This is a genomic window from Limisphaerales bacterium (genome assembly GCA_014382585.1).
Classification (GTDB): Bacteria; Verrucomicrobiota; Verrucomicrobiia; order Limisphaerales; family UBA1100; genus JACNJL01.
This window is the reverse complement of sequence record JACNJL010000043.1, coordinates 60,546-86,668: the sequence shown is the minus strand read 5'-3', so window position 1 is coordinate 86,668 and position 26,123 is coordinate 60,546. Positions and strand designations below refer to the sequence as shown.

Annotated in this window: 20 protein-coding genes; all 20 read right to left on the bottom strand. The window is 54.2% G+C overall.

The features are described 5' to 3' along the window. Positions 1–63: 63 nt before the first annotated feature. On the bottom strand, positions 64–1,299 hold the full coding sequence (locus tag H8E27_09620; protein ID MBC8325869.1) for an HlyC/CorC family transporter: 1,236 nt from the start codon (positions 1,297–1,299) through the stop codon (positions 64–66). A 54-nt stretch (positions 1,300–1,353) separates the two neighbouring features. Then, a complete protein-coding gene (locus tag H8E27_09615; protein ID MBC8325868.1) occupies positions 1,354–2,565 on the bottom strand; it encodes a hypothetical protein in 1,212 nt (403 codons plus the stop codon). A 2-nt stretch (positions 2,566–2,567) separates the two neighbouring features. Next, positions 2,568–3,782: a cell division protein FtsA gene (ftsA, locus tag H8E27_09610; GenBank protein MBC8325867.1), complete on the bottom strand. Its 1,215-nt coding sequence runs from the start codon at positions 3,780–3,782 to the stop codon at positions 2,568–2,570. A 5-nt stretch (positions 3,783–3,787) separates the two neighbouring features. Beyond that, the gene (locus H8E27_09605; GenBank protein MBC8325866.1) at positions 3,788–4,693 is read right to left on the bottom strand and encodes an FtsQ-type POTRA domain-containing protein; all 906 of its coding nucleotides are present in this window, start codon (positions 4,691–4,693) and stop codon (positions 3,788–3,790) included. Then, positions 4,683–5,564, bottom strand: a complete 882-nt coding sequence (locus tag H8E27_09600; protein ID MBC8325865.1) for a D-alanine--D-alanine ligase — start codon at positions 5,562–5,564, stop codon at positions 4,683–4,685. The genes H8E27_09605 and H8E27_09600 overlap by 11 nt, the downstream gene beginning before the upstream one ends. Positions 5,565–5,666: 102 nt before the next feature. Next, complete coding sequence (gene murB / locus H8E27_09595; GenBank protein MBC8325864.1) at positions 5,667–6,578, bottom strand: UDP-N-acetylmuramate dehydrogenase; 912 nt, start codon at positions 6,576–6,578, stop codon at positions 5,667–5,669. Beyond that, the gene (gene murC, locus H8E27_09590; protein MBC8325863.1) at positions 6,532–7,989 is read right to left on the bottom strand and encodes a UDP-N-acetylmuramate--L-alanine ligase; all 1,458 of its coding nucleotides are present in this window, start codon (positions 7,987–7,989) and stop codon (positions 6,532–6,534) included. Before murC ends, murB begins: the two co-directional genes overlap by 47 nt. Before the next feature lie 44 nt (positions 7,990–8,033). After that, the gene (locus tag H8E27_09585) at positions 8,034–9,068 is read right to left on the bottom strand and encodes a UDP-N-acetylglucosamine--N-acetylmuramyl-(pentapeptide) pyrophosphoryl-undecaprenol N-acetylglucosamine transferase (protein ID MBC8325862.1); all 1,035 of its coding nucleotides are present in this window, start codon (positions 9,066–9,068) and stop codon (positions 8,034–8,036) included. Beyond that, the gene (gene ftsW / locus H8E27_09580; protein MBC8325861.1) at positions 9,068–10,207 is read right to left on the bottom strand and encodes a putative lipid II flippase FtsW; all 1,140 of its coding nucleotides are present in this window, start codon (positions 10,205–10,207) and stop codon (positions 9,068–9,070) included. Before ftsW ends, H8E27_09585 begins: the two co-directional genes overlap by 1 nt. Before the next feature lie 15 nt (positions 10,208–10,222). After that, positions 10,223–11,065, bottom strand: a complete 843-nt coding sequence (locus H8E27_09575) for a LysM peptidoglycan-binding domain-containing protein (protein ID MBC8325860.1) — start codon at positions 11,063–11,065, stop codon at positions 10,223–10,225. Positions 11,066–11,329: 264 nt separating this feature from the next. Continuing rightward, positions 11,330–12,709 carry a UDP-N-acetylmuramoyl-L-alanine--D-glutamate ligase gene (gene murD, locus H8E27_09570; protein MBC8325859.1) on the bottom strand — a complete coding sequence of 460 codons (1,380 nt, stop codon included), beginning with the start codon at positions 12,707–12,709 and terminating at the stop codon, positions 11,330–11,332. Between the two features lie 3 nt (positions 12,710–12,712). Then, the gene (locus H8E27_09565; protein MBC8325858.1) at positions 12,713–13,891 is read right to left on the bottom strand and encodes a phospho-N-acetylmuramoyl-pentapeptide-transferase; all 1,179 of its coding nucleotides are present in this window, start codon (positions 13,889–13,891) and stop codon (positions 12,713–12,715) included. Positions 13,892–13,897: 6 nt separating this feature from the next. Then, positions 13,898–15,247, bottom strand: a complete 1,350-nt coding sequence (locus H8E27_09560; protein MBC8325857.1) for a UDP-N-acetylmuramoyl-tripeptide--D-alanyl-D-alanine ligase — start codon at positions 15,245–15,247, stop codon at positions 13,898–13,900. Further along, positions 15,247–16,689, bottom strand: a complete 1,443-nt coding sequence (locus H8E27_09555) for a UDP-N-acetylmuramoyl-L-alanyl-D-glutamate--2,6-diaminopimelate ligase (GenBank protein ID MBC8325856.1) — start codon at positions 16,687–16,689, stop codon at positions 15,247–15,249. The genes H8E27_09560 and H8E27_09555 overlap by 1 nt, the downstream gene beginning before the upstream one ends. A gap of 3 nt (positions 16,690–16,692) precedes the next feature. Next, on the bottom strand, positions 16,693–18,489 hold the full coding sequence (locus H8E27_09550; protein MBC8325855.1) for a penicillin-binding protein 2: 1,797 nt from the start codon (positions 18,487–18,489) through the stop codon (positions 16,693–16,695). Between the two features lie 96 nt (positions 18,490–18,585). Then, positions 18,586–18,915 (bottom strand): hypothetical protein, encoded by a 330-nt coding sequence (locus tag H8E27_09545; GenBank protein MBC8325854.1) that lies wholly within the window; start codon positions 18,913–18,915, stop codon positions 18,586–18,588. A gap of 38 nt (positions 18,916–18,953) precedes the next feature. Continuing rightward, positions 18,954–21,398: a hypothetical protein gene (locus H8E27_09540; protein ID MBC8325853.1), complete on the bottom strand. Its 2,445-nt coding sequence runs from the start codon at positions 21,396–21,398 to the stop codon at positions 18,954–18,956. Positions 21,399–21,421: 23 nt separating this feature from the next. Next, entirely contained in the window at positions 21,422–22,366 is a 945-nt protein-coding gene (rsmH, locus tag H8E27_09535; GenBank protein MBC8325852.1) for a 16S rRNA (cytosine(1402)-N(4))-methyltransferase RsmH, read from the bottom strand. Between the two features lie 3 nt (positions 22,367–22,369). Beyond that, positions 22,370–25,378 carry a hypothetical protein gene (locus H8E27_09530; protein MBC8325851.1) on the bottom strand — a complete coding sequence of 1,003 codons (3,009 nt, stop codon included), beginning with the start codon at positions 25,376–25,378 and terminating at the stop codon, positions 22,370–22,372. A 100-nt stretch (positions 25,379–25,478) separates the two neighbouring features. Continuing rightward, positions 25,479–25,943 (bottom strand): hypothetical protein, encoded by a 465-nt coding sequence (locus H8E27_09525; GenBank protein MBC8325850.1) that lies wholly within the window; start codon positions 25,941–25,943, stop codon positions 25,479–25,481. Between the last annotated feature and the right edge of the window lie 180 nt (positions 25,944–26,123).

The window sequence follows — 26,123 nt, the reverse complement described above, 5'->3', positions numbered from 1 at the left end:
GAAAAGCAGAAACACCGAGACAGCTCGCAAACCCAGCCCCTAACAATATCCATTGCAATCCGGTCATCGGCCTCCCCCAATTCGTTGAGCTTCCACCTCCAGCACGCGTCGACCATCCGCTTCGGTGATTTTGAGTTTCAATCCACTATATTCTACTTCCGTGCCGACCGGCGGGATTACATCCATTTGGGAAGCAACCAAACCGCCGATCGTGTCCACCCCTTTCGCGCGTTGAAGCTGGGGATATTCACGGCGAAAATCTTCCAACCACACGCTGCCGCTTAGTCGCCAATTGCCCGGAGCAATTTCCTCCATTACAAATTCATCCGCACCTCCCTCGCGTCGCAGTCCACCGACCACGTCATTAAGAATATCCTCCAGTGTGACCAACCCGACTGTACCGCCAAACTCATCAAGCACAATCGCCATGTTATGTTGGTAACGTTGAAAACTTTTTAGCAATTCCAGCAGGTTCATTTCTTCTGGAACAAATGAGGGGAAATCAATCACCTCCACCATATCCACCGTCGGATCAGCCAACAGGCGGGGTGCATTTAATACACCCACTATGGTGTCGGGCGATTCATCGTACATGGGCAATCGCCGATGCTGATTTTCCCGTGCAGAAGCTATGAGCTCCGGCAATTCAAGATTGTGCGGGATACACGCCATCTGTGAACGCGGGCGCATTAAATCTGACACCGGTCGCCGATCCAACCGCATGATATTGAGGATAATTTCCTTTTCCGAAATACCTAATGTGCCTGATTGCCAACCCAGTTCGATCAGTTCGCTATATTCTTCATCCGAAAGTTCCGGCATCGGTTTGATGGAGTTGGGCACCAGCCGGAGCAGTTGTCGATTGATCCATTGTGCCACAAAACGGACAGGTTGAGTGAACCAAACCAACCACAACAAAGGACGAGCCACACGCGGCGCCCAGGATTGCGGACGACGCATGGCCAATGTCTTGGGCACCACTTCACAGAAAAGCAATAATCCCGCTGCCAACAAAAGAGCGACGAAGACAAAGTGTTGTTTGTCGAGTTTCCAACTGATGGCCAGTGCCGTGGCGATAATCGCCGCGTGCGCGAGCGTGGTCACCAGCGTCATTGTCGCCAGCAAATCATGCGGGGCGGCGAGTAGTTTTCGAATAAAAACACCGCTTTCAGGTTGGTGCGCGGTGATTTGGCGAAGGCGCCATTTACCCAAGGTGAGCAGCGCCGTTTCCGCCAAAGCAAAGAAAAAGCCGATCCCCGTAAAAAGTAGCAATAAAGCCAGTTCAGTATACCACTGCATGGCTGAAGGAACGTTGCCCCAAAGCCGAGCTTATGGCGAGGGATTTCGGGGCCATCAGTTCAGGACAATATTTCGGCGCTGATAAGTGGGGATATCAAGATCTTCCCCATTAAACACCGTGGGTTCGCCTTTATCAAAACGGCCTTTTGAAATATTGATCAGCGGAAGTTGTTGTTGGTACGCCGTCCAGAGTGCCGGGCGGGCCGGTGGCGTTTCAGTGACAATTTCCGGCGGTGAATCAACCGGTATTTGTTCCAGTCGATTGACCGGTTCAGCATCTGTTTTGGCGGGCGCTGCGACACCCGCATCAGCCGTGATGTTATCCGTGGGTTTCGGCATCATAATCAACGCCGCAAGTCCATCGCCCTGCCCGCTTTCGCTGTGCACACTAAGCAATACTTTGGCGGTAGGCGCAGCATCGCGAAGATGGCTCACCACGTCCTCCACTTCATCCATCGGCAAATCTTCACCACTCGAAAGACATAAAACAATGCCGTTTGTTTGGCCTAATATTTTCCCGGCATCGAGTTGGGGGTGGCGAAGAATCGCATCCATCAATGCACTTGGGCGTGAGTCGCCCATCACCTCAAGCGTGGCTAACACGCTCTCGGCATGTTGCCCGGCAAATAGCGAATGAAAATGTGCGAAATCGATGCTCATCTGCCCATTGGTTCGCAGCAACCTGCCGATGCCCAACAGAGCTTCAAGAATTAAATTATTGGCCGCCTCAAAACATTCCGGCACCGATGCTCCATTAGGTTGGCAATCCATCACCGTTTGGTTGGGTACGCATACAACGGTGTCGGCGATGCCTCGCAGACGTTGGAGGGCTTCTTCCGCCTGAGCATCAAGGCCTTCCAAATCAAACGGTTCAATGGCCACCGCAACCACTAGTGCCCCGGCATCTGCGGCGATCTCCGCCACCACAGGGGCGCCGCCGCCGCCCAGACCGCCCGCCAGGCCGGAGACAATCAGGACTAAATCCGTGTCTGCCAGCTTTCCTGCCAGCGTATTTTTAGCCGCACGCAAACATGCAGCTCCTACGCTGTCATCGCCACTGCAACTCCATCCGCGCCGGTTACTTTCCCCAAGCTGCAACTTTTCGGCAAGTTGCCAGTGCTGCAATTTCTCGCTGTCGGTATCCAATGCTAAAAAACGGTTAGCGGGAAAACCCAGTGCCGCAAGACTATCCACCACGCGTCCGCCTGCGCTTCCTAGGCCCACGATTTTAATACTGACCTCTTTTGATTTTTGTTGTTCGGCCATAATTAACTTCCCACCAATTTACCCGCCAACCAGTTGAACACCCCGGTCCGCGATTGACGCCCGGTGGCGCGTTGTTGCGCGCCCAGTTTCACGAGCCCCAGCGCGGTGCTGCACTCAGGTTCATCGAGAATACTACTCGGCCCACTCCCCAGCGATGCGCGGGCTGTTTGCGCTGGCATTTGAAATACATGTGCAGCCAGACGTTCCATCGCCGGCATACGCGCCCCTCCCCCGGTAAGCACTACCCCGGCGCGCAGATGCGCCAAGAGGCCTTCGCGGGCAAGATCATCACGGATGAGGAGCAGCAATTCCTCCAGGCGCGCGTGCACGATCTGGTGTAAATGACTGATGCTCACGGTGCGGTTACAGAGTCCGACATCGCTGACAAAATCATGGGTTTGTCCGTGTGCGGCGGGATCGAGCATTGCCGCACCGTGTTTGAGTTTGAGTTCCTCCGCACGCGCATTAGATAGTTTGAGGCCCACGGAAATATCGTTGGAAACGTGCTCCCCCCCCACGGCAATCACATGGCTATGGCGCAACGATCGGTTATGATAAACCACATATTCCGTGGTGCCTGCGCCGAGATCGATGAGCAGCGCTCCCTGCTCACATTGCTCGGGTGATAATGCAGCGCGGGCTGAGGATCGGCCGGCAAAAACCAGATCTTCAACCTGTAATCCCAGCCCTTTCACTGCATACACAGGGTTTTGTAACCGAGTGATTTGGCCGCTGATCACATGCACATCCACTTCCAAACGCGATGCAAACCGGCCTAATGGATTGTCCACCCCGCCCTGCCCATCCACTCGATATCCCTGACATAACGCATGCAACACCTCACGCCCCTCGGTTAATTGCGGCCGCGCTTTGCGTGCCACTGCTGTGAGATCTTCCTCTTCGATTTCCCGATCAACCGAAGCAATCGGATGCACGCCATGATAATTATTGCCTTCGATATGACTGCCGGTAACTGACAAATAAACCCTGCGCAATTCCACATCCGCACTTTCTTCAGCAGCCGCCAGCGCCCCGCGGATTGCCTCTTCGGCCAGGTCCCGATTCACGATCTCGCCCTTGCGCACCGCACCCCGGGTGAGTTCGGTTCCCACGCCAATGATTTGCAACGCGCCCTCGGCATCGGCCTCACCCACCACAGCGCAAACCTTGGTGGTCCCAATTTCCAAACCCACAATTATTTCTGATCGATCAAACATAGCTCTCAACCGCCCGTTGGACGGGAAGGCGCGTGCACCCAGCGCACGGGAAGATTGTTTTTGATGGATAAATCAACCGTGGACACGGCGCGATGATGTTGTCGGCCGAGGTCGTAAATTTGCCGCCAACGCCGAAGTTGGCCATCCAATCCATTCAGGCCAAGCGTCACGTGTGCACCCTGCCAGGTGACAACAACCAGCGTTTCACGATTTGTCACATCGATTTGCCGCAAGTGGGCCAAGCCGGCCATCGACGAAAGTTCGTATCGGCTGACTAGTTGCAATGCCGAGCGCACCGCAGGTGAATCCACGGTACGGCCGGGCAATAGTTTGGCGGGCGGGATTCCGACGATAAGCGGAAGCCACTTGGGTTGTTTTTTTTGCACGGTGAGCCGGGCGGCGATTGGCGGGATCACCACGCCGCGTGCGTCGAGCCAGTAAACCTGCCGCACGAGTTGCCCATCGTGTCTTTGGCGAAACCCCACCACTTGCGCTATCGGACGTCGCTCCACGATGCGTAACCGCAGCGTGTCGGGCAGTACGCGTTCCACAGCTGCCGATTCGATGAGCGGAGTCAGCTCGAGATCCCGTTTTATGCGCAGCAAATCTACCCGAAATAAATTTTCGCCGGTACGCACTCCAGCCATTTTCTCCAATTGATCAGACCGGATAACCCCCCGAACTTGCACGTCGATTGTTTTGACCGTGAAAATGTCATTTTCATAAAAGCCAACGCGCATCGCCCATGCGCCGCCCTGCCACACGCCGAAAAATAATGCCGCCAACCCAATCACCCCCCCGGCCCAGCGGGCAAACACTTTCACACGCTGGCGGCGAACCTTGTCCACTGGCAGGTCCACTTCCAACAACCGGTATCGGCCTTGGCGGCGATTTCGTTTTCTACCCCACATGATGTTGCATTGCCAAACCTACCATCTGCTCGCACAACTCAGGAAACTTCATCCCGTTGACTTCGGCAGCTTTGGGCAGGAGACTGGTCTCGGTAAGACCAGGCAGAGTGTTGACCTCGAGCACATACGGATTGAGCGCCTCGTCAAGCATCAGATCCACCCGTCCAAATTCTGTTGCCCCCACGGCCTTAAATGATTTGAGGCTAATTTCTGTAACAAGGCCGGCAGTGTCATCGGGTAAATCCGCCGGGCAAAAATAATCCGTGGCGCCCACGGTATATTTATTGCGGTAATCGTATGCTCCGCTTTTGGGCCGGACTTCGACGATCGGCAGCGCAGCGTCACCGAGAATACCCACCGTGATTTCCCGGCCTCGGATGAGTTCCTCACACAACACCGCCCCCCCATAACTGCCCGCAACGGCCAAGGCCGCACTCCAAAGATCGGGTGTTTCCACTATGTTCAGACCCACGCTAGAGCCTTGTCGTGGCGGTTTGAGCACCCACCCTTTGCCGAGGTGTTCGGGCACGGGCGCATTGGGGGTACGCAGCATTGTCCAGCGCGGCGTGGGGATTTTGTTTTGCTCAAACACCTGTTTTGTTAATTCTTTGTCAAACGCCACGCGACTGCCTTCAGGCCCGCTGCCGGTGTAAGGAATGCCCAATGATTCGAGCCGGGTTTGCACCTGACCGTCCTCGCCGTATTCGCCGTGTAATGCCAAAAAAACCACCTCCGTGTCGGGGGGAAGATTCCAGTCTTTTTCCAACGGATCGATTTCCTTCACGTCATGCCCCTTCGCGCGTAATGCCTTGCACACGGCCATGCCCGAACGCAATGAAACCTCCCGTTCCGCGCCTGGCCCTCCGGCCATGACAATGATGTGGAACTGATTCGTCAAACCTCCTAACCGCGAGTATACAAAAATCCGATTTATTAACAATCCAAAAGACGCCGTTTAAGGAAAAAATGCGAGTTATTCGCCGACGACTTGCACCTCAATTTGAAGCTCAATTCCGGTTGCCTTTAACACCTCCGCACGCACGTGCTGGATGAGGGCAATGATTTCGTCGGCTGTAGCTTGGCCGTCATTAATAATGAAATTACCGTGCAGCTCCGAAACGCTTGCACCTCCCACGCGGTACCCCTTCAACCCGCATTCGTCCACGAGTTGACCGGCCGGTTTTTCGATCGGATTTTTGAACATACACCCCGCACTCCGGTTATGCGGCTGGGTAGATGTGCGATGTTTGCGAAATCCCTCCATCCGCGCCCGTACCGTTTCCGAGTCGGCCCCTTCACCTCGCAGCACCGCTCCAAGAGCGATGTGATCGCGAAGCAGGGGACAGCTTCGATATTCCGCCGCCATCACCGCCGCCGGACGTTCCTCGACTGTCCCATCATCACCCATAAACCGCACACACTCCACCACCTCAAAAATCATCGCGCCCATCGCACCGGCATTCATCCGCAACGCACCTCCAATGCAGCCGGGAATGCCCTCAAGAAACTCCAAGCCTCCCAGCCCCGCATCACGCGCGGCATTTGCTACGTGCTTTAACCGCGCGCCCGCGCCGCAATGCAGTTCACCGCCGCGCACTTTAAGACGCGAAAAAAAATCTTGATGCAAACTCAGCACCACCCCTCGTATTCCACCATCCCGAATCAGCAAATTGGAACCGCGCCCAAGCACGAACAGGGGCACCTCGTTTGCCTTACAGTATCGTACCACCAATGCGAGGTCCGCTTCGTTCGCAGGCTCAATAAAAATTTCCGCCGGCCCGCCCACACCAAGCGTGGTGCGTTTGGCCAACAGCTCATGTTCCGCCACGCGCGAGGCTTCACTCAACTGAGCACGCAGTGTTTTGGAATGTGTTTGGCCGTTCATTTTTAATTAAACTCAAATCTTCACCCACCTGATGCGCCACACCGGTGATATCTCCCGCACCCAGAAACACCACCACATCGCCCGGTCGCAATGCCTCATGCACCATTCCGCGCAACACTTCCAGTGAGTCTGCGTAGACTGCCGGTTGTCCTTGTTTGCTGATGGCAGCAGCAAGGCGTTGCCCGTTCACTTCCGCGATGGGAGATTCGCTTGCGGCGTACACTTCAGTGATCCACAACAAATCCGCGCCATCAAAGCTCTCTGAAAATTCGCCGAGCAAGTATTGCGTGCGCGAGTAGCGATGTGGCTGAAAAGCCACCAACAATCGACCGCCGCAATGTTCCTTAATCGCGCGGATCGTCGCGGTGATTTCCCGAGGATGATGCCCGTAATCATCAAAAATGCGGAAGCGATCATCACAAAAAATTTCCTGTTGCCGGCGTTCCACGCCCCGAAACCCCGCGACGGCCCTGTTAATTTCTCTCTCAGCAAATCCGTTGTGATGTAAAAAGGCAATTGCGGCGACAGCGTTGGAAATATTTTTTTCGCCAATCAACCGAATGGTAAATTCACCTAAATTTACCGTACCCCGCCAAACCGTAAAGCTGTGGTCCGGCTGAATTTGGGCGCGATAATTGGCCGATGGATCGAACCCAAATGTTACCGCTTCCGGCCGGTCGCCGTACAGTTCCTCCAACCTCGGGTCATCGGCGCAATAAAACAGCGTGCCACTCGTCTGCTCCGCAAACGTGCTGAACTCATCGCACACCGCTTTGAAATCTGAATAAAAATCAAGATGCTCCTCATCGATATTGAGCACGATGGATTGATGCGGATAAAACTCACGCAGCGTGCCGTCGCTCTCGTCGGTTTCCACCACAAAAAAAGAATCGCCGCCCTCACGCTCCCCTCCCCGCGCGTGGCGGCCCAGTTGCGGCGCCAACGCCCCGACCGCAAAGCCCGGAGTCGCTCCAATGACCTCCAACGCATGCGCCAACAGAGCCGTGGTGGTGGTTTTTCCGTGCATGCCCGCAATGCAAACACTCCGGCACCGATGCGCCAGTGCCGCCAGCAACACGGCTCGGCGGGCAACGGGTGCGCCTAATGCTTCGGCTACGGATAACTCCGGATTATTTGTGCGAATAGCCGAACTATAAACGACAAGCTCGGGTTGGGCGTTTTGAAGTTGTTCCGGCGCATGGCCTATGAAAATTCCTGCGCCGCGCTCGCGTAGTTGGCGCACCTCTTTGTTTTCCCGCAAATCGGATCCGCGAACCGCAAAGCCCGCATCAAGCAGTAAATGCGCCAACCCACTCATCCCACATCCGCCGATGCCCACAAGATACACCGGCGCTCCAGGCCGAGCGTTTGCCAGCCAATGCGCCATCGTCTCGCGGTTCAATCGTTTCATCCACGGACGGTTTAATGGGTACGGGCGTGTTTGTCTACGGCACGTTATCCCAAATGCTCAAGAATGCGGCTGGAAATTTGCCGCGCTGCATCGGGCGCATCGAGTTTGCCGATGGCTTCAGACATTTTGTGAAGGCGGGAAGAATCATTCATCAACTCCTGAACCCGTTCGGATAAGAGCTCGGGAGTGATTTCGTTTTGCTCCAACACAATTGCACCTCCCCCCTGCTCTGCCACCTGGGAATTGGCGCGTTGATGATCGTCCGCTGCATTGGGGAGTGGAATTAATACCACCGGCACTCGCGCGGCGGCAAATTCTGCCAGAGAAGAAGCTCCCGCCCGACTAATGACTAATGACGCACGCGCCAGAGCCAAAGGCATGTCCTCACAAAACGCGTGAACTTCCGCGTGCGGGGAGTGCTTGGCGTATGCGGTTTTCACCGAAGCCAAATCATCCGGACCACAAAGATGGAGGATTGGTAAGTCGGTCAATTTTCTTGCTGTCACCAATTGGTTAATTGCGCGAGCACCTTGACTGCCGCCGGTGATCAGCAACAACGGTTCCGCTATTGTGGGTTGCTTGCGGAAGGCCTCCCGCACAGGCGTGCCGGTCACTCTGGCCCGCCCGCGGAAATGGCTAGCCGCAGCCTCGAAGCCCACAAAAATTTCATCCGCACTGCGCGCCAGTAAACGGTTCGCCCGTCCGGGAATTGCATTAGATTCATGCAAAAACGTAGCCGCGCCGAGGCGCCGCCCCTCCCAAATGGGTGCTGCGGAGGTGAAGCCTCCCATTGCCAGTACGGCTTGAGGCCGGTCTATTTCAAAATGACGACGAACACATTTCTTCGCCGCGCGTAACCCGAGTAGAAAACGAATGGGATGCCGCGCACTGAAGCCCACCGCAGGCACGCTCCAATGTGGAATATCCGGCACAGTCGCAACGGCTTGCTGGTCAACCGGTTTTTCGGAAACCACGAGCGTCACCCGCGCGCCGGATCGCTGCAGTTCACGGGCCACTGCCACGCCGGGGAAGAAATGGCCGCCGGTCCCTCCACACGCAATGGCCACGTGGAGAGGCATCAGGATGTTTCGGGCAACAGTTTCTGGGATTCGTGAGCGGGTTCCCGCCCCTCGGATTTTTCGGGTGGAGATTCGTCTGCACGACTGGCAATGCTGAGCAGCACGCCCACACTGCCAAGCATCATCACCAAACTCGATCCGCCGTAGCTGATGAACGGCAACGGCAATCCCTTATTGGGCAGTGCACTGGTCACCACGCCGATGTTAATGAACGCTTGCAACCCAATTAGAAAAGTAATGCCCGTTCCAAGAATCATTCCAAATCGATCGCGTGAATGCCATGCGATGTACAATCCACAAATAACAATCGCTGCGAATGCGAGCACCACCAATAAGCTCGCCACCACACCCAGTTCCTCACCGATCACGGAGAAAATAAAATCCGTGTGATGTTCAGGAACAAAGCCCAACTTCTGCCGTCCGTTCCCCAATCCCACCCCGGTGGATCCTCCGGAGCCCAGCGCGAGCATGGCTTGGTACGCCTGAAACCCGGTGCCTTCGCGGTGCTGTTCCGGATGCAAAAATGCCATGATACGTTTCATCCGAACGGGATCGTTCATGACGGCCACGGAAATGGCTGCCGCGCCTGCTCCCATTGGCGGGATCAGATATTTCCAGTGAGTGCCGGCCACGAACAACAAAATACAACACACCGTTGCGAGTAACATGGTGGTGCCAAAATCAGGCCCCAGAAAAACTAAACCCAAAGTGAGGCCAATAAATGCCCCGGGCAAAAGGAGTCCATACCGAAATTCACGCATTTTTTTGACATGTTCATCAGCCCACGCAGCGATCGCAATCAGCAGAGTAATTTTTGCTAATTCAGATGGCTGGAAATTCATCGGCCCAAGATCAAACCACCGGCGGGCGCCGTTGAGTTTAATGCCGATGCCCGGAATTAAAACCAACACCAGCATCACCAGCGTGCCAACGAATAATGGCAGTGCAAAGCGTTGGAGAATCCGGTAGTCCACGGAAGTGGCGGCAAAACATACGCCCAATCCAATCCCGCCCCACACGAGTTGCATTATGATATAACGGGCGCCGCCGGTGGCCATACCGGCACTATAGAGCATCACCATGCCCAGCGCCAGCAGACCGGCTACGCAAAACGCAAGAATGGTGGTGGCGTACCGCATGGCGGCTGGCCAGCCTTACTCCGCGGGCGGAGGAGGTGCCACACTACTGCTCGGTGGCCCAACCGCTTCGGGTACCACGGGCACGCTGATCGGCAATCCGGTGGTTGGCGACAACGCCGGGGGTGCGGACGGAATTGGCGTCGGCAATGCGGGTGCGGATGCTCTCATGGGTACGGTGAGTTTTTGGCCGATCTTAAGGAAATCAGATGTCAATCCGTTCATCGATTTTAGGTTGGCAACTTTGGTGCGATGTTTAAGTGCAATGTGGCCAAGCGTGTCACCCTTTTTCACGGTGTACGTGTTGGGCGCATCGGGCACACTGTTGGCCGGGGGCAGCGCAGCCAATGGCTTTGGTGTCGCAGCGGGGATGATGATTTTCTGTCCGATGCGTAATCGGGTGGGAACGATATTCGGATTAGCCTTCGACACGGCATTCATTCCCACGCCATATTTTTTGCCGATGGAATAAAAGGAGTCCCCCTTGGTCACGACATGCTCGACTGTGCCGGTGACCGGTGCGGGCGGAATTGGCGAGGGAATCGCTGAGTGAACGGGCTGAGGCACACCTGTGTTTGCCAAACCCGTTGGAGTAACGCCAATGGGCGGTGCGGAGATGGGCAGTGAGGCCACCGGTGCGGGAATGGGATCGCCATTGAATCCTCCGCTTCCGATCGGCGGAGTCACCACCGGATCGGGCATCGACTCGTTTTTAGGCTGGGGCGCCGGGCCGGCGATTTCTGCCATTTGCTCGGCGGTGGATTTAGGGCCTTCGGCAGCCTCATCTTTTTGTTTGCAGGCATTAAACAAAATGCCGGTAAACAGTGCCACGTGCAACAGCACCACAACGATGACTGCCATACGCATGTTGGATCGCCCGCGGCTCACGCCCTCAAAGTTTAATCCCGGCGGAATAATTGGATTGGTTTCCTTCATAATAACACCCTCCTGTTGATTTGTGGAAACCCGGTCATCGGGTCAACACCTCCTTGTCTCCCACGCCCGAAGGCGAGGCATTAGTTAACAGCAAGGAGGGTAGCCCGCCAAACCCATTGTGAAAAACTTGTCGACAGCGTGTGAACAGGCACACGCCATTCGGGTTACTTCCCGGAGTGCTTCTGACGTTCAATCGTCGGTTCGGGTGCCCGTGTTTAACCCGACGATTGCCTGGCAAAACTCGCGGCCCCGGTGTTCATAGCTGTCAAATTGATCAAAACTGGCACAAGCCGGTGACAGCAAAACCACATCTCCGGGAACAGCTTTCCTCCTTGCTTCTGCCACTGCTTCTAGCAGATTTGCCACCGTTTTACAAGGCGAAAAGAGGGTCCAATCACCAAGAATTTGCTCTCGTGCCTCACCGATCAAAAAGGCGCCTTTCACCCGTCGGGCAATTTCCGGGCCGGCCGCGAGAAAATCCAACCCCTTGTCCTGCCCGCCCGCGATCAGCCAAATATTTTTCTGTGAATTGCCCGTCGGCATTGATTGCAATGCGCCACATAGGGCGTGGACGTTAGTGGCTTTCGAGTCGTTCACAAATCGCACGCCTCCAATTTCAGCCACAATCTCACAGCGATGCGGCCCGACGTGACTACGACTCATCGTGGCTTTAATTTTGTCGACGGAAATTTTCTGGCAATACCCCACCGCGAACGTGGCCATCAGATTTTCGGCGTTGTGCAGGCCGTCGATCGCCCATTCATCAAGGTCAAGTAACGGTCCGGGCCATCCGGGCAACTGACTCACAAGCAACCGGCGGTCCATATGCAAATCAGCGGAGGCATCGGTCGCACTAAAGGTAATGATTTTCGAGGGAGGCGATAGATCGAGTTTTTCCAATTCGCGCAGGGCTTCGAGTTGAACGATCGCGTAATCGATGGGCTTTTGGTTTTCAAACAAACGCGCTTTGGCGCGAATGTATTTTCCCATCGAACCATGCCGGTCTAAATGGTCCGGGGCGAGATTGAGCAGCACTCCAATGGCGGGGCGAAAGTCCGCAATGGTCTCAAGCTGAAAGGAACTCACCTCAAGCGTCACCGCATCAAGTTCACGGGTTTGGCTCACCACCGTGCAAAGTGGCGTGCCAATATTACCGGAAGCGACCGTGCGGCACTGCGCTTGGCTCAGGAGCGAGGCGACCCATTCGGTGGTGGTGGTTTTGCCGTTGGTGCCAGTGATGGCGATGACAGGGCATTCGGTGAATCGCCAGCCTAATTCCATTTCTCCCCAAATTTGAACGCCGCGTGAACGCAGGCTGGCGACCATTGGCAACGCTAAAGGCACCCCCGGGCTGATCACGGCAAGATCAAAAGCATCCGGAATCTCATCCACACCAAGCCGGCACGTTGCCCCTTTTTCGGTGAGGGCAGCAGCGGTTTGCTGCAGCACGCACGTGTCCGTGTTATCCACTGCGGTGACTGTTGCGCCTTGTTGCAGCAATAGCTCCGCCGCAGATATGCCGCTGCGGCCAAGCCCGATCACACACGCGTTTTTCCCTGCCCAATCCATAGGTCAGCGGAGTTTCAGCGTGGCGAGAGCAAGCACGGCAAATAATATGCCAAGGATGTAAAAGCGCACCACCACTTGATTTTCGTGCCAGCCTTTTTCCTGAAAATGATGGTGCAACGGGGCTTTCAAAAATATGCGGCGACCTTCGCCCGTACGGATGCGCGTCCATTTATACCAGCCGCGTTGGAGGATCACCGAAACCGCTTCGAGTACGAAAATGCCTCCGGCAATAACCAGCACCCAAGGTTGGTGAATCAGCACGGCTATGATGCCGAGCGAACCGCCCAGCGCCAGTGAACCGGTGTCGCCCATAAACACACGGGCGGGAAAACAGTTGAACCACAAAAACCCAAGACACGCGCCCATCATTCCGGCACACACCACCGAAAGTTCGCCCGCGCCGGACACCGCCGGCACGTATAATTCGGCGGCAAATTTTGCGTGTCCCGCGATATAGGTGAACACAAAAAACACCATCGACACAATCAGCACGCTGCCCACCGCAAGCCCATCCAGGCCGTCGGTGAAGTTCACCGCATTTGAGCTGCCCATAATCGCACATACAGTAATGAGCAAGCCCACTCCCGCTGCCCACGAAAACACCATTGTGGCTGAGGGGCCGGATAGAATCGGATCCTTCAGAAATGGCACCATCACATCAGTGATGAGTTGGCGCGTTTCTTCCAGCCGCCACAGATACACGGCGATGGTTGCGCTGAGGACAAACTGAACGACGAGCTTTACTTTTTCCGTGAGTCCCTCGCTGTTTTGCTGGCTGATTTTTGAATAGTCGTCATAAAACCCCAACAGACACAGCACCAACATTGAGAGCAGCGTTAAGGTAACCAGCGGATTCCATTGTGCCCACAGTAAAGCCGAGAGATCGATCACGCCGACGATGAGTAAACCGCCCATAGTCGGCACGCCGCGTTTGGACACGCCGTCGGTCATTTTGCCATCCGCACGCGCGCGGTCTTCATATTCCTGCCGCACGCCAATGCGTTTGAGCCAGCGAACCACCATCGGCCCGAGCAGCCAACATAACCCCAATGCCGTCACCGCCGCGCCCGCGCCGCGAAAGGTGATGTACTGAAACACGCGCAGCGGCGAAAGCCAGTCGCCCCACTGGGCATGGCCATTGGCAACCAGCCATTCCGGTAGTTGACTCAAATAATAAAACATCCTCCCTTAAATCAATTCTTCAAGTTGCTCCAATCGCTCGGCGCGTGAAGCCTTTAGTAAAATGCTGTCACCCGGCTGCAACCAATTCCGTAACAACTCAGATGCCGCTCCGATATCCGGCACGGCTTCGGCCTGAGCCAATCCTGCCTCGCGAGCAGCCGCCGTGGTGACCGATGCCTGTTCGCCGACTGCGATCAACCCATTCACACAATTCGCCGCACGCTCCCCCGCCTCCCGGTGCGCAGATTCGGCGTGACTGCCCAGCTCGGCCATATCGCCCAGCACGGCAAAGCGATTCCCTTTCATTGGCAGGCTGGCCAATGTATCCAGCGCGGCGCGCACTGAATCGGCATTGGCGTTGTAGGCGTCATTCAGCCAGCGCACGCCGTTTTTTTCACTCAACTGCAAACGCATCGCCGACACCGGGCATTCGGCCAAGCCACGCGTGATGGCGTCTCGACTAAGACCCAACTCCGCCGCCGCCGCGATGGCCAGCGTGCCGTTGGCGGCCTGATGGCGGCCGAGCAGTGGGGTGGTGTAATTTCCACTGAGCTCGATAGATGGTGCGTGTACTTCAAATGTCGTTCCGCTTTCAGTCACTTCCACGGTACCCACGCGCCAGTCGTTTGGTTCAGCAAACCCTACGCGGATCACCGGGGCATTGCTGCGTTCGGCAATGGATTGACTCCATTTATCATCGCCATACAGAAAAAGTTTTCCACCGGCCGGCAACAATTCGCCCAGCACGCCCTCCTCCCGGGCCACGCCTTCGAGCGTTTTAAAAAATTCCATGTGTTCTCGGCCGATTCCGGTGAGCAATCCGAATTGTGGTGCGGCCATCGAAACAAGGGGCGCCAACTCGCCGGGATGATTCGTGCCCAGTTCCAACACAGCGGCGCGATGGCTCGGCTCAATGGCTAACAGCGTGGATGGCACGCCCACGTCATTATTAAAACTGGCTTCACTGTGAAGGGTTTCCATTTGCGCACGCAGAATTGCAGCGAGCATTTCCTTGGTTGATGTTTTGCCGTTTGAGCCGGCGATGCCGAACACAACCGCTTCCATTTCCGCGCGGTGAGCGGCGGCCAATTGCCCGAACGCGCGGCGGGTGTCGGGCACGACCAAGGACGGCCCGTCGCATGAGGCATCCACCACCACGGCAACCGCACCGGCCTCAATGGCGGCGGTCGCGAATTGGTTTCCATCAAAATTATCCCCGCGCAAAGCTACGAATAAATCGCCGGGCTGAAGCTTCCGGGTGTCGGTACAAACACGGTGAACAGGTGTGGCCGGATCGATGCCATGCGCTTCACCGTGGCAGGCATCAAGTATGAATTGGAGTGATCTCGGCTCCATCAGCAACCTTTGTTTAAAGTGGCGAGCACGGCGCGTGCTATTTGACGGTCATCGAACGGCATCACGGTGTCATTAATTTCCTGATAGGTTTCGTGGCCTTTACCGGCGATGAGCACGGTGTCGCCCGGTTTGGCTTCGCGCAAAATTTCGTCAATGGCCCGCTCGCGGTCGAGCTCAATCCGGTTTTTGCCGGGGCAGCCTTCGGCAATTTGTTCGGCTATGAGATATGGATTTTCGCGGCGCGGATTGTCGGTGGTGATAATTATATCATCGGCCAAGGCGGCGGCGGCTTCACCCATTTTCTGACGTTTCCCGGTATCGCGATTTCCGCCACACCCGAAGAGCACGCGCAGGCGGCCGGGGGTAATTTCCCGCAACGTGACGAGCACTTGACGCAGGGCATCATCCGTGTGCGCATAATCCACGTAAACCGCAAAGGGCTGCCCTTCGTGCAAGGGCTCGAGCCGGCCGGGCACCGGGGGCATTGCCGCGAGCAACGGAACGCAGTCGGCCATTTCAATTCCCATGGCGCGGACAATGCCCAGAGCGGCGGCAGCGTTGGAAACATTATGTCGGCCAATGAGCGGCATAGTGAAGTCAATGCTGCCCAAGGTGAATTGAGTTTTTTTCTGGCCTAAATTGAGTTGGGAAATACGCAGATCCAAATCCGAATTTGATTCGCCAAAAGTCGTGACGGAAAATTCATTGGCGAGGCGTTGGCCGTACGGACTATCGGCATTAACGAGGCGTTGACCCTCAACGGGTTGTTGGGTGAAGAGTATGCGCTTCGCGGCAAAGTAACGCTCCATGTCACCATGGTAATCGAGGTGATCTTGCGTGAGGTTGGTGAAGGCGGTGGTTTGAAAGTTCAGTCCCGCCACTCGGGATTGCTCGAGTGCGTGTGAGCTGATTTCAATCACGCATATCTCGCATCCGGCACGAACCATTCCGGAAAAATATCCGTGCAGCTCAAGGGATTCGGGCGTGGTGCGGGCAGCGGGAATTACGCGATCGCCGAGATCATACTCCACTGTTCCAATGAGGCCGCAGTGGCGGCCAAGCCCTCGCAGGAGTTCGCGCACGAGGAAGGCGACGGTGGTTTTACCGTTGGTGCCGGTGATGCCAATCAAGTGAAGACGTTGCGCGGGTTCACCGTGAAAACGAGCGGCTAATTGCGCCAACACCGCGCGTGGGTTATCCACTTGAACAATAGTCGTTCGGCCGGGCAACTTCATGGCGCGGCCGGTGATGACGAGTGAAGCACCCTGATGAATCGCGGCCGCAGCGAAATCGTGACCATCGACGCGCGTGCCGGGGAGCGTGATGAAGGCCGTGCCCGGAGTGACGCGACGCGAATCGTAGGCAAGACCGATGATGGGGATTTCGAGACTGCCGCGCACTAGTTCGAACGGCAAATCATGAAGCAACTCGGCACCCGTCATGGCTCAACGCGGTTCGGAGTTATTGCCGGAAACCATGGAGCCTTGTTGAACGAGGTCCGGCTTCAAGCCAAGGTAACCGGCGGTGCGTTCGGCGATTGCTTTGAAAACCGGCGCGGCGGTGAGTCCGCCGTAGTAGTCGCCCTTCGGTTCGTCCATCGAAACAAGGATGCATAACGCCGGCGCGTCTGCCGGGAAAAACCCTACGAAGGAGGCATAATATTTGCCGGGCAGATATCCCCCGCGACCGGCTTTTTGAGCGGTACCGGTTTTGCCGGCCACGGTGTAATATTGCAACGCAGCGAGTTTGGCGGTGCCGCCCGGTTGAGGGACAGTTTTAAGCGCCTCCGTGGTGGCGCGAGCGGCTTCGGGGGAAACCACTTGCCGCACAGGTTCAGGATGGTATTGCACCACCACCCGCCCGCGATCATCCTCCAAATGATCCATCACCATCGGTCGCATTAACTTTCCACCATTCGCGATGGCGCTCATCATCATTGCCATTTGCAACGGCGTGGCAGTCACCTCATGCCCCATCGGCACACGGGTGATGGAAAGTTTGTTCCATTTAGTTAATGGATGCACTGTGCCGCGCACTTCTCCGGGCAAACTGATGCGTGAGCGTTCCCCAAACCCAAACTGCTTCATATAACCGTGCAAACGCGGCGCCCCGAGACGAAGCCCCACTTTGGCGGCACCGATGTTGGAAGATTTGGTAATGATAGATTTGACCGTAAGACTGCCGTACGCGTGATGATCACGCAACAATTTGCCCGCGTATCGAAAGGATCCATTTTCACAGTGGAACGTGGAAGCCAGCCCAACGATCCGCTCATTGAGCGCAGCTGCGATCGGGACGATCTTAAATGTGGAGCCCGGCTCCGCGGTGTCAGTAACAGCGCGGTTGCGGCGGGTTTCGGCGGCTGCAATTCCCGGGTTGTTTGGATCAAAATCCGGCAAGTTTGCCATGGCGACAATGGCGCCCGTCTTGGGGCGTACCACAATGGCGGTAATGCCGAGCGGTTGGTGTTTGGCCATTGCCTTGGCGAGTTCAGCTTCAACGATATGTTGCACGCCGGAATCAATCGTAAGCACTACGTGTAAACCATTGCGCGGCGCAACATCCTGTTGGCGCAACGCCACCACTTCCCGCTTACGGGAATCGGTCTCGGTGACGCGCCATCCACGCGAGCCCACCAGTTTACTATCGAGCACGTGCTCGATGCCTTCTTTACCGCGATGACTCACGCCGCCCACAAAGCCAAGCACATGCGCGGCGTGTTTTTTGCCTGGATACACACGTAACTGGCCTTCCTTGCGATCGGCAAACACCGATTGACGGCGAAGACTCCGGAACGCAAGATGTTGTTGCCGTGAAAATTTAGTTTCATCCAAGCCCACATCCATGTCCCGCAATGCTCCGGCTGCTTGCTCCCACACTTCGCGCGGTACTTTGCGTTTGAGTACGACATATCGATTGGTGCGAAGGATGCCTTGTTCGTTAAGCATCATTTGCGGTTTAAGGCGTTGGCTTAATGCCTGCTCATCTAAATCTAAAATGGGTGCCAACGCATGCGCCACTTGGGGATGCCAACGCCCGATCAAAGCAGGATCCGCGCACACGGTTTTCACAAATAAACTCGTGGCAAGAAGATTGCCTCGGATATCACGGATATCACCCCGGCGTGGCTCACGGATGATCGTGCGGATGGTGTTATCGCGCGCAAATGATTGCAATTCATCGTGCCGCAACACTTGAAGATCAACCAACCGATAGCCGAGCGCTCCGAATGAAAGGAGCATCACCGCAGCAAAAAAGAAAAGCCAACGCCGTGCGCCTTTGCGAATTTGAGTAGTATCTTTACCCTCCATGCACCTTTCCCGGCTGGAGGAAACGGATTAACGACTGGCAGTGCGCACCGGCCGCGATGGGGCGGTCTCGATTTTTGCGTCAACCAAGACCACGATTTGTTCCGGCCTCGGCACTTCCAGATCCAACCCTAACTGACGTAGCCGGGCATCCAGTTCCTGCGGACTCATCAGGTACGCCAGTGTGTCCCCGCGGCGTTTATTCTCCCGCCGTAAATCCTCCAGCTTATTTTCGTTTTTTTTGATCTGCGCCCCGAGGTCGTTAATTTGTTTTTTCTGCCACACATAGCCCAACCCAAGGCTACACGTGACAAGACAAATTAACACCGCCTTGAGCGCAGGCCCAAATCGTACTGACATTGCTGTTCGTTTTCGATTCATTGTTATCCCCAACTTTTTTAATCGCGCGGTACCACCCTGATGAAACGTTGTCCATTCGATTGAAACGGCACTGACATTGATCGCCCTGTACCCACTTTCGGATTACCCACTGCTGTCCAATTACTTCGGTCGTTCGAGGTTTGAACCACATACCGACTTCCCGGCCGGCTATCAAACCGTAAACTCATTCGGCCATTTTGTAATGTCACTTTTGATGGTACAGGGATATTGCGCATTTGTTGTGCAACTGCACTGCCTGTGTTTGCCCTGTTTCGGATCTCATTAAATCGTGATTGAACTGTTGTTTGTGTCGCCCTATACGGCCCACTTATCGTTCCGCGAGTCGCCACGCTACCACTCTGCGAACCTCTGAATGCAAACAATTGGCGCTGTGAATTACCCTGACTAACAACTGTCCCGGGTGAAAAATTTCCTCGGGTTCCCGGCACCGAAGATAACCGCGATTGAGTATTAAAGGTGGCTCGATTTCTCACTGAGGAAGTTGCTCCTCTTGCAGTTGTTATTGGGTTGCGTATTGATGGCGCTGACCCAAGAGATCCAATCCGCCTCGCCCCCGAATAATTCCTGGCGGTCGATAATAACGCGTTGCGCGCTGCTTGAGTCGTAACCATTGAAGCGGCCGGCCGTCCGCCCGCCATCGGTGCACCCGCACCCCGAGATACCCCAGCAGCATTGTGCCTTGCCCCTGCAGATGTTCCCGTTTTAGCTGATACATTCTGTGTTGTTGGCCGCTGAATGATTGTGGGCCGACCCGCGGCACTCATTCTCATTGAACTTCCACCGCTGACTGTATGCATTCCAAATACCGATTGCCCTCCTGACGGTTTAGAATTTATGTTTTGCTGGCCACCCCCGTTATTGACTACTTCGGCGTTTACTGGACGAGCAATTGCACCTGCTGACGGGGGCTTGATCACGTTACCCACATTACGCGTGCTTTGGCGGGACGCTTGCTTTACGGCATTTTGTGCTGCTCTTGCTGAGGCTTGTGTCGTCCTCACTGCTTCTGCAATTGCACTCTCGTGCTGGACCACAACATTCCCAACCGCCTCCTCTTTTTTTTCTTCCATTTTTACACCACCCGGACTTTTACCCTCTTTCTTTATAGCAAGAACCACCTTATTAGGCCCCTGCCCGCCTCCAGTGACATCTGCTCCTGCTGCTAAATCAATGGATGGATTTTTCGTTGAATAACGCTGTGCTTTTAATAAAAAACTTGTCGGGCTGATTACATCTACCCATGCCACCATCAACATCCCGTTTCCATTGCCCGCCGCTGCCGTCATATTTTGTTTGTTTATCACTCGAGTGTTGACCCGAAACTCAGCTCCCCCTTTTAACATTCTTCCATGAATTTCACTTCCTGATTTTGTATTTGACCCACAATCCCATGCCACCAATACACCATCCGCAGTCGCCGCCAATGCTGGACTTACCTGGTCCCCCCCGCCAAACCGATTATGTAATGTTCGTGGCCCCAATGGTTGCCCTTGATCTGTAAATGAACGGGTATAAATATCCTGGCCCATGCCTAGCCCACTTTCATTCAGCTCCTCCCAAGCCACGGCAAATCCACCGGCCGCTGTTGAAACCACATCCGGATTTGCACAAATTGCCTGGCCGCCATCTAATCTAAACTCATTGCCCAATAAATTCCCCCGACCATCTATTCCACGTCCCATAATCTGACTTCTCATAAACGAAACACTAACTTGGTGCAATTCTTCACCCCCTCCCGCTTGGCCATATTGGCCATTACCGGCCATTGCATACTGCTTGCCTTGCTCGACTTCATTTACCCATGTAACCATAAACCCGTCACCTTTAAGCGCTGCGATGGCAGTGTTAAACTGGCTCCATTTAATTGTTTGGTTCATTTGAATTTCCGCGCCGACCTTGATTCCCTGCGCATTAAACCGTCTGGCATAAACCCCGTCTCCCGCACCGTCCTGATATTGACTTTCCCAACATACACAAACCTCTCCCTTTTGATTTACTGCCACATCCGGCCTGTCCTGATTACCGCGTGTAAATGAATTTACCACTTGAGTCCCGCCCATGGGGTTGCCGTTTTGATTGACAAACCTGATATAAACATCCCGTGATTTCCGTGCGCCCGCTTCCCATACAATCACCGCCCCACCATTTGGCAACATCGCCACTTGAGGATGCGCCTCATCATCCCGCGAAGTAGATTCACTCACCCGGACTGGCCCGCCATTTTGCTCCATCAAAACATTTAATGGCTGCAACAGTATTTTACTTCCATTGCTGTTTTTTGATGTGTGTTCCCATACCGCAAACCCTCCGTTCGAATTAAAATCCAACTCGGGGTTGCTTTGGTGGCCCACCAAATCACCGCCCAAAGTAAATACTTCGCCAATTGGCCCTATCGCAGACTGAACATTTGCCGGCACCAACACCAATATCAAACTGATCATTAGGTTTTTTTGAATTGCGTTCATTATTCGCCTTCCATTTCCCCCAGTTTTTCTAATACACGTAACTGTGCACTTCTTGATCGAGGGTTGTTTTCTGCCTCACGCTCAGTTGCTCTAATTGCGCGACGATTTACCCATCGCATTCGAGCCGGCCGCTGCACTCGCAGGTCCGGGATATCGACATCACCCACCACGTCATATTCACGTGACTCCTCACGCCCAAATTGTTTCACAATCCGATCTTCACCTGAATGAAATGTGATGATCGCCAATCTTCCCCCTCGTTTCAATAAACTGGCCACACGCGGCAATCCTGTTCGCAACTCTTCAATTTCATTATTTACCGTCATTCGCAATGCTTGAAAAGTTCGAGTTGCTGGATGAATTTTTTGCCCTCTTCGCGGGCATTCCTGCTCAATTAAATTTGCTAATTCTGTTGTTGTTTCAAATAATTTAACTTTGCGTCGGCGAACAATTGACCGTGCAATTCTCCTTGATTTCCTTTCTCCGCCTAACTCATAAATTAAATTGGATAATTCCAACTCGGACCGGGCATTGACCCAATCTGCTGCAGTTACTTTCTGATTGTCATCCATTCGCATATCGAGCGGTCCTTCGTTTTGCAAACTAAACCCGCGACCTGCTTCATCCAATTGCGGCGAACTCACTCCCAAATCCAACAAAACACCGTCAAGCGTGCCTAACCCAATCCAATCACTCATCGCCGAATAATTGCCACGGCGAATCTCAACCCTTTCACCGAAGGGTGCGAGCCGGGATGACGCAGCCTCCACAGCAGCGCCATCCCGATCGCTTCCCCCAAGCCAGCTCCCAGCGCCGGCTTTTAAAATCATTTCAGCATGACCACCACCGCCCACAGTCCCGTCGGCATACCTTCCATTTTCCCGAGGCCGAATCCCTGCCAACACTTCTTTGGCTAATACTGGTAAATGAACGAAATCCTTCACGCATCAGTTTTGAATAAATAGATAACTGACCGGAGGGCCGATCGCAGTTCCAAATGGGGTCCTAATCACAACACGCCTTCTGGCATCGAGATTCGTTCCGGTTTGACTATCGAATAGCGATATTCCGTTCATACCAAAATCTACAGGGGTAATTTGAATTTCAAATCCGTCGGTATCCCCAACAATCGTCGGATCATCCCAGGCCCTCAGCGAAACTCCGACAGCAAGCACGCTTGGCTCAACCGCATTCCTCAAACTCAAAGCGCTTGGCGGCAACCCGTTGTTATCGGTTGATTGAATTAAATTTCCGCTTCCATCAACGAACTCAATTGATAGCGCCAAATCCAACCCAGACCCTCTAATGGTTAATATATCAGCGTTATTTCCACGCGTCCAAGTCCTGTTGCCATCGTCAACAGTCAACCCTGTTGGAATCGTCGACACGGTGAACACCTCCTTAATCACCGGCCAAGTTTGCCCCGTAACCGCGCGTTCGCCACCCACACCCAAGTGCGTAAATTTATGCGCATTGGGTCGCGCCGGACTCCGCTGACCATCTGACCGCGTTACCCGTATATTCCTTCCAAACGTATTACGCGTTACATCTGAATTGTTCCCATCACTACGAATTCTTGTATTTGCCAACCCTATATCTGAACCAAAGGCTGTTGAATTATTTTCTGAAAAGTAATCTGCTGGAATGTATATTGTCGTGTCCGTCACGGTCCATTTCCTACCACTCGCATTATTGTCCGGTGCCGTGATAATATTATAATTGGGTGTATCAAGTTCATAATTCGTGACATTATTATCATCATAGAACTCGATCTGATTTGCGACCGCACCTGCTGCCGTGATGAATCCGCTTCCTCGGATCAACAAACTTTTTCGGGTATTCAACGGCAGCCCGTCGTATTGAGTACTTTGAACAATTGGATACCCGGCGTTAATTGTTGCAAAATTATATAATGCACTTTCACCTTTCGGATTGATCAACCGAATCAATCGTGTCGCGCCTTCTGTCACGCTCCCCAGAACACCCGGCGGCAGTTTAATGAGCTGATCACTCAAAATGTAAGCCCGCGGATTTATCTTTTGTAAGATGACCAATCCTGTCGTATCTAAAATTTGGATTTCGGTAACCGTATCCGTTCTCGAGCCGTAAATATAAATTGTGTCGCGGGTCCGATTAATTGTGCTGTCCGTTCGAATTTCCCCAGTCACTCCGGATAAAATATCGATGTGCGCGATTGACGCAACCGTCCCCGACGGTGCCGTAACTGCTTCCATTTGGGTAATGTCTGACTCTGGAAAAGTTATGTAATCTTCAGGGCCCGTGTTTGTGACCCATCCCCATTGAAATTGCGTCACAAAATTTCCCTCAATACCAGGCTCACCTGTCCATACGACTTGATGGAATGGCGCACGTGTTGTGTAGATAAATTGGATGGATTGCGTCGGTGCTGGCCTCAAAATTGTACCGGGCCCCTGCATTACCGCCACACTGCCCTGTTGAGTATTTGGAGCGGTTAATGATGTCCACCCCGCTGTATCGGGAAGCGAAATTACTGGAATGGTATTGCCCGCCACCCCCAAATCATTAGCTATAAAAATGATGTCCGGGATCGTTGTTGTTCTTGAAACTAACTGTGAAAAATAAGGAGGCGTTCCGTGCACCATCGCTGCATTTTGAACGGCATTTGTGATGAACACATCCGTCCACACTGTTGAGTACGGAAGAAAATCCTGGCCAATCAACGAATCAAATGCCCGATAGACAAATTTAATTTTGTTAATTCCTCCACGTAATGCATTGGCTGATACAGCCCCGGCAGCCGCACCACCTACCAATCCAGTTGGGTTTGGCCGTATATTTCCCCCTGTCGGTGCCACCGGCGTAAAACCAGCGGCCACAATTCCAACAATCGCCCGCCTTTGCGGTGTCAGGAACGGTGAATTTGGCGGCACGGCTCCAGTTTGAGCGGAAGTTACTGGATTCATATTCGCAGGGGTCACCAACGTGACGGATGCATCCAACGCCTCGAACACCACGTTATTTGTGCGGTAAAGGTATTTCAACCCACCCGCGTCATCAAAAGTTAGCGTATGACGGGGCTGATCACGTGATTTGCCTCCCACATTTGGAGGGGCCGGGAGATTCCCTGAATAGTCCGGACGAAAGAAAACGCCCGGCGTGCGGAACACCGTTGGCGCCACCGAAGGCCAAGGCATCCCGCCGAAGTTGATGACATCCCGAATCGCGGCGATGGCGCTATATTGGTTATCATTTCCAATTGTGTACTCAACCGCATCCCAAATCGTAATATTAGCCGTATTGGCCGGGCTATTATTATATAACCAGTAGCTATGCGACACCCCATTAATCACCGCCGTCGGCTGGTAGGTATACGGATCAAAATTCCGCATCGAAATCTGAAATGTGCCAGCGTTATTTGCTGTGTTATAACCCATCACATCGTGAATCACGAAGCAGTAACGATGCGGGTTCCCTAGCCCTAAATGGTTTACCAGCAATCCCAACGTAATGGATTCCATATCCGTCACGCTATTAATGTTGGCCGACGGATTGAATTCCCACGTTGAAAAATGCTGGTCGAATTCAGTGATCAAGTTCAACGAACTTACACCGTTTGTGTACGCCTTATCCGTAGGCTCAAAATAATCATTCAGCACAGTAAACGCATTACTGATCGCTGCCATCCCGTTGTGACCGAAGTATCGAATGAATGTGCTGTCGAACGCATACGTAAGCTCCGGATAATTCCAGCGGTTAAACTCCTTCACCGGCGTGGGGCGCCCCATCGGGTCATCCATGTTCACATTCGGCACTGTGGCCGTGCCCACGCCATTGGGAGCCTGCAATCGCCCGCCCGATGCAATGGACGGATTGGTAGGCCCGATTAACACAAACGCCCGCGCCCCGAACGGCGACAGGCACAGCGCCGCCAACACAAAGGCAAGGCCGCATCGGTTTTTCCAATTCTTCCTCATTTTAATAATGGGGCCGCGATGACCGGGGCCCTTGCCCCGGCCACCACGTTACCCACCTCCTTGGCGTCTACCGAATGGCAGAACACATCCTCACCCGCCGTTACTCCATCAACGTGAAAGCCGCGCCGGCCATCACTTGATCTTCGCCGCGCACGGCGCCGTATCGGTTCGGGTTCCAAATTTCAAAACGATCCAGCAAGCCCACCAGCACGGCATCCTTTTTGATGCCGGCCGCCTTCACCATTTCTTCCGGCAAACAAATTCGGCCCGCCTTGTCCAACGGCACTTGCGCGCTCTCGCTTCCGATAAAACGTTTGAGCACTACCTTGTTTGGGTCGTCATTGCTCATCGCGTTAATATCCGCCATCAAGTGGCCCATCTGTTCCGGCGGCAAAACCCGCAAGCACGGGCCGTGCGTCGACTTCGGCCAAACGATCAAAGTAAATTCTACGTCCGGCCGCGACGGCCGCCACTTTGCCGGCACCTGCACACGCCGCTTGCCATCCACTCCATGTCGATAGAGCGAATTGTAATAAACTGCCACGTTGTCCGTTTCGTCTGACATCGTTTGCGTGATGCACCTTTAACCCACTTCGCCACACAGCGCAACACTTTAGTGACACTTATTCACATTCGTCAACATTTTTGTTGGGATTTTTGGGTTATTTTTATTCACCCAATTCGCCTGAGGCTCGCGTTTATTCACAAAAAATGCCTCAATTCCGGCCGTGAGCACGGAAAATCA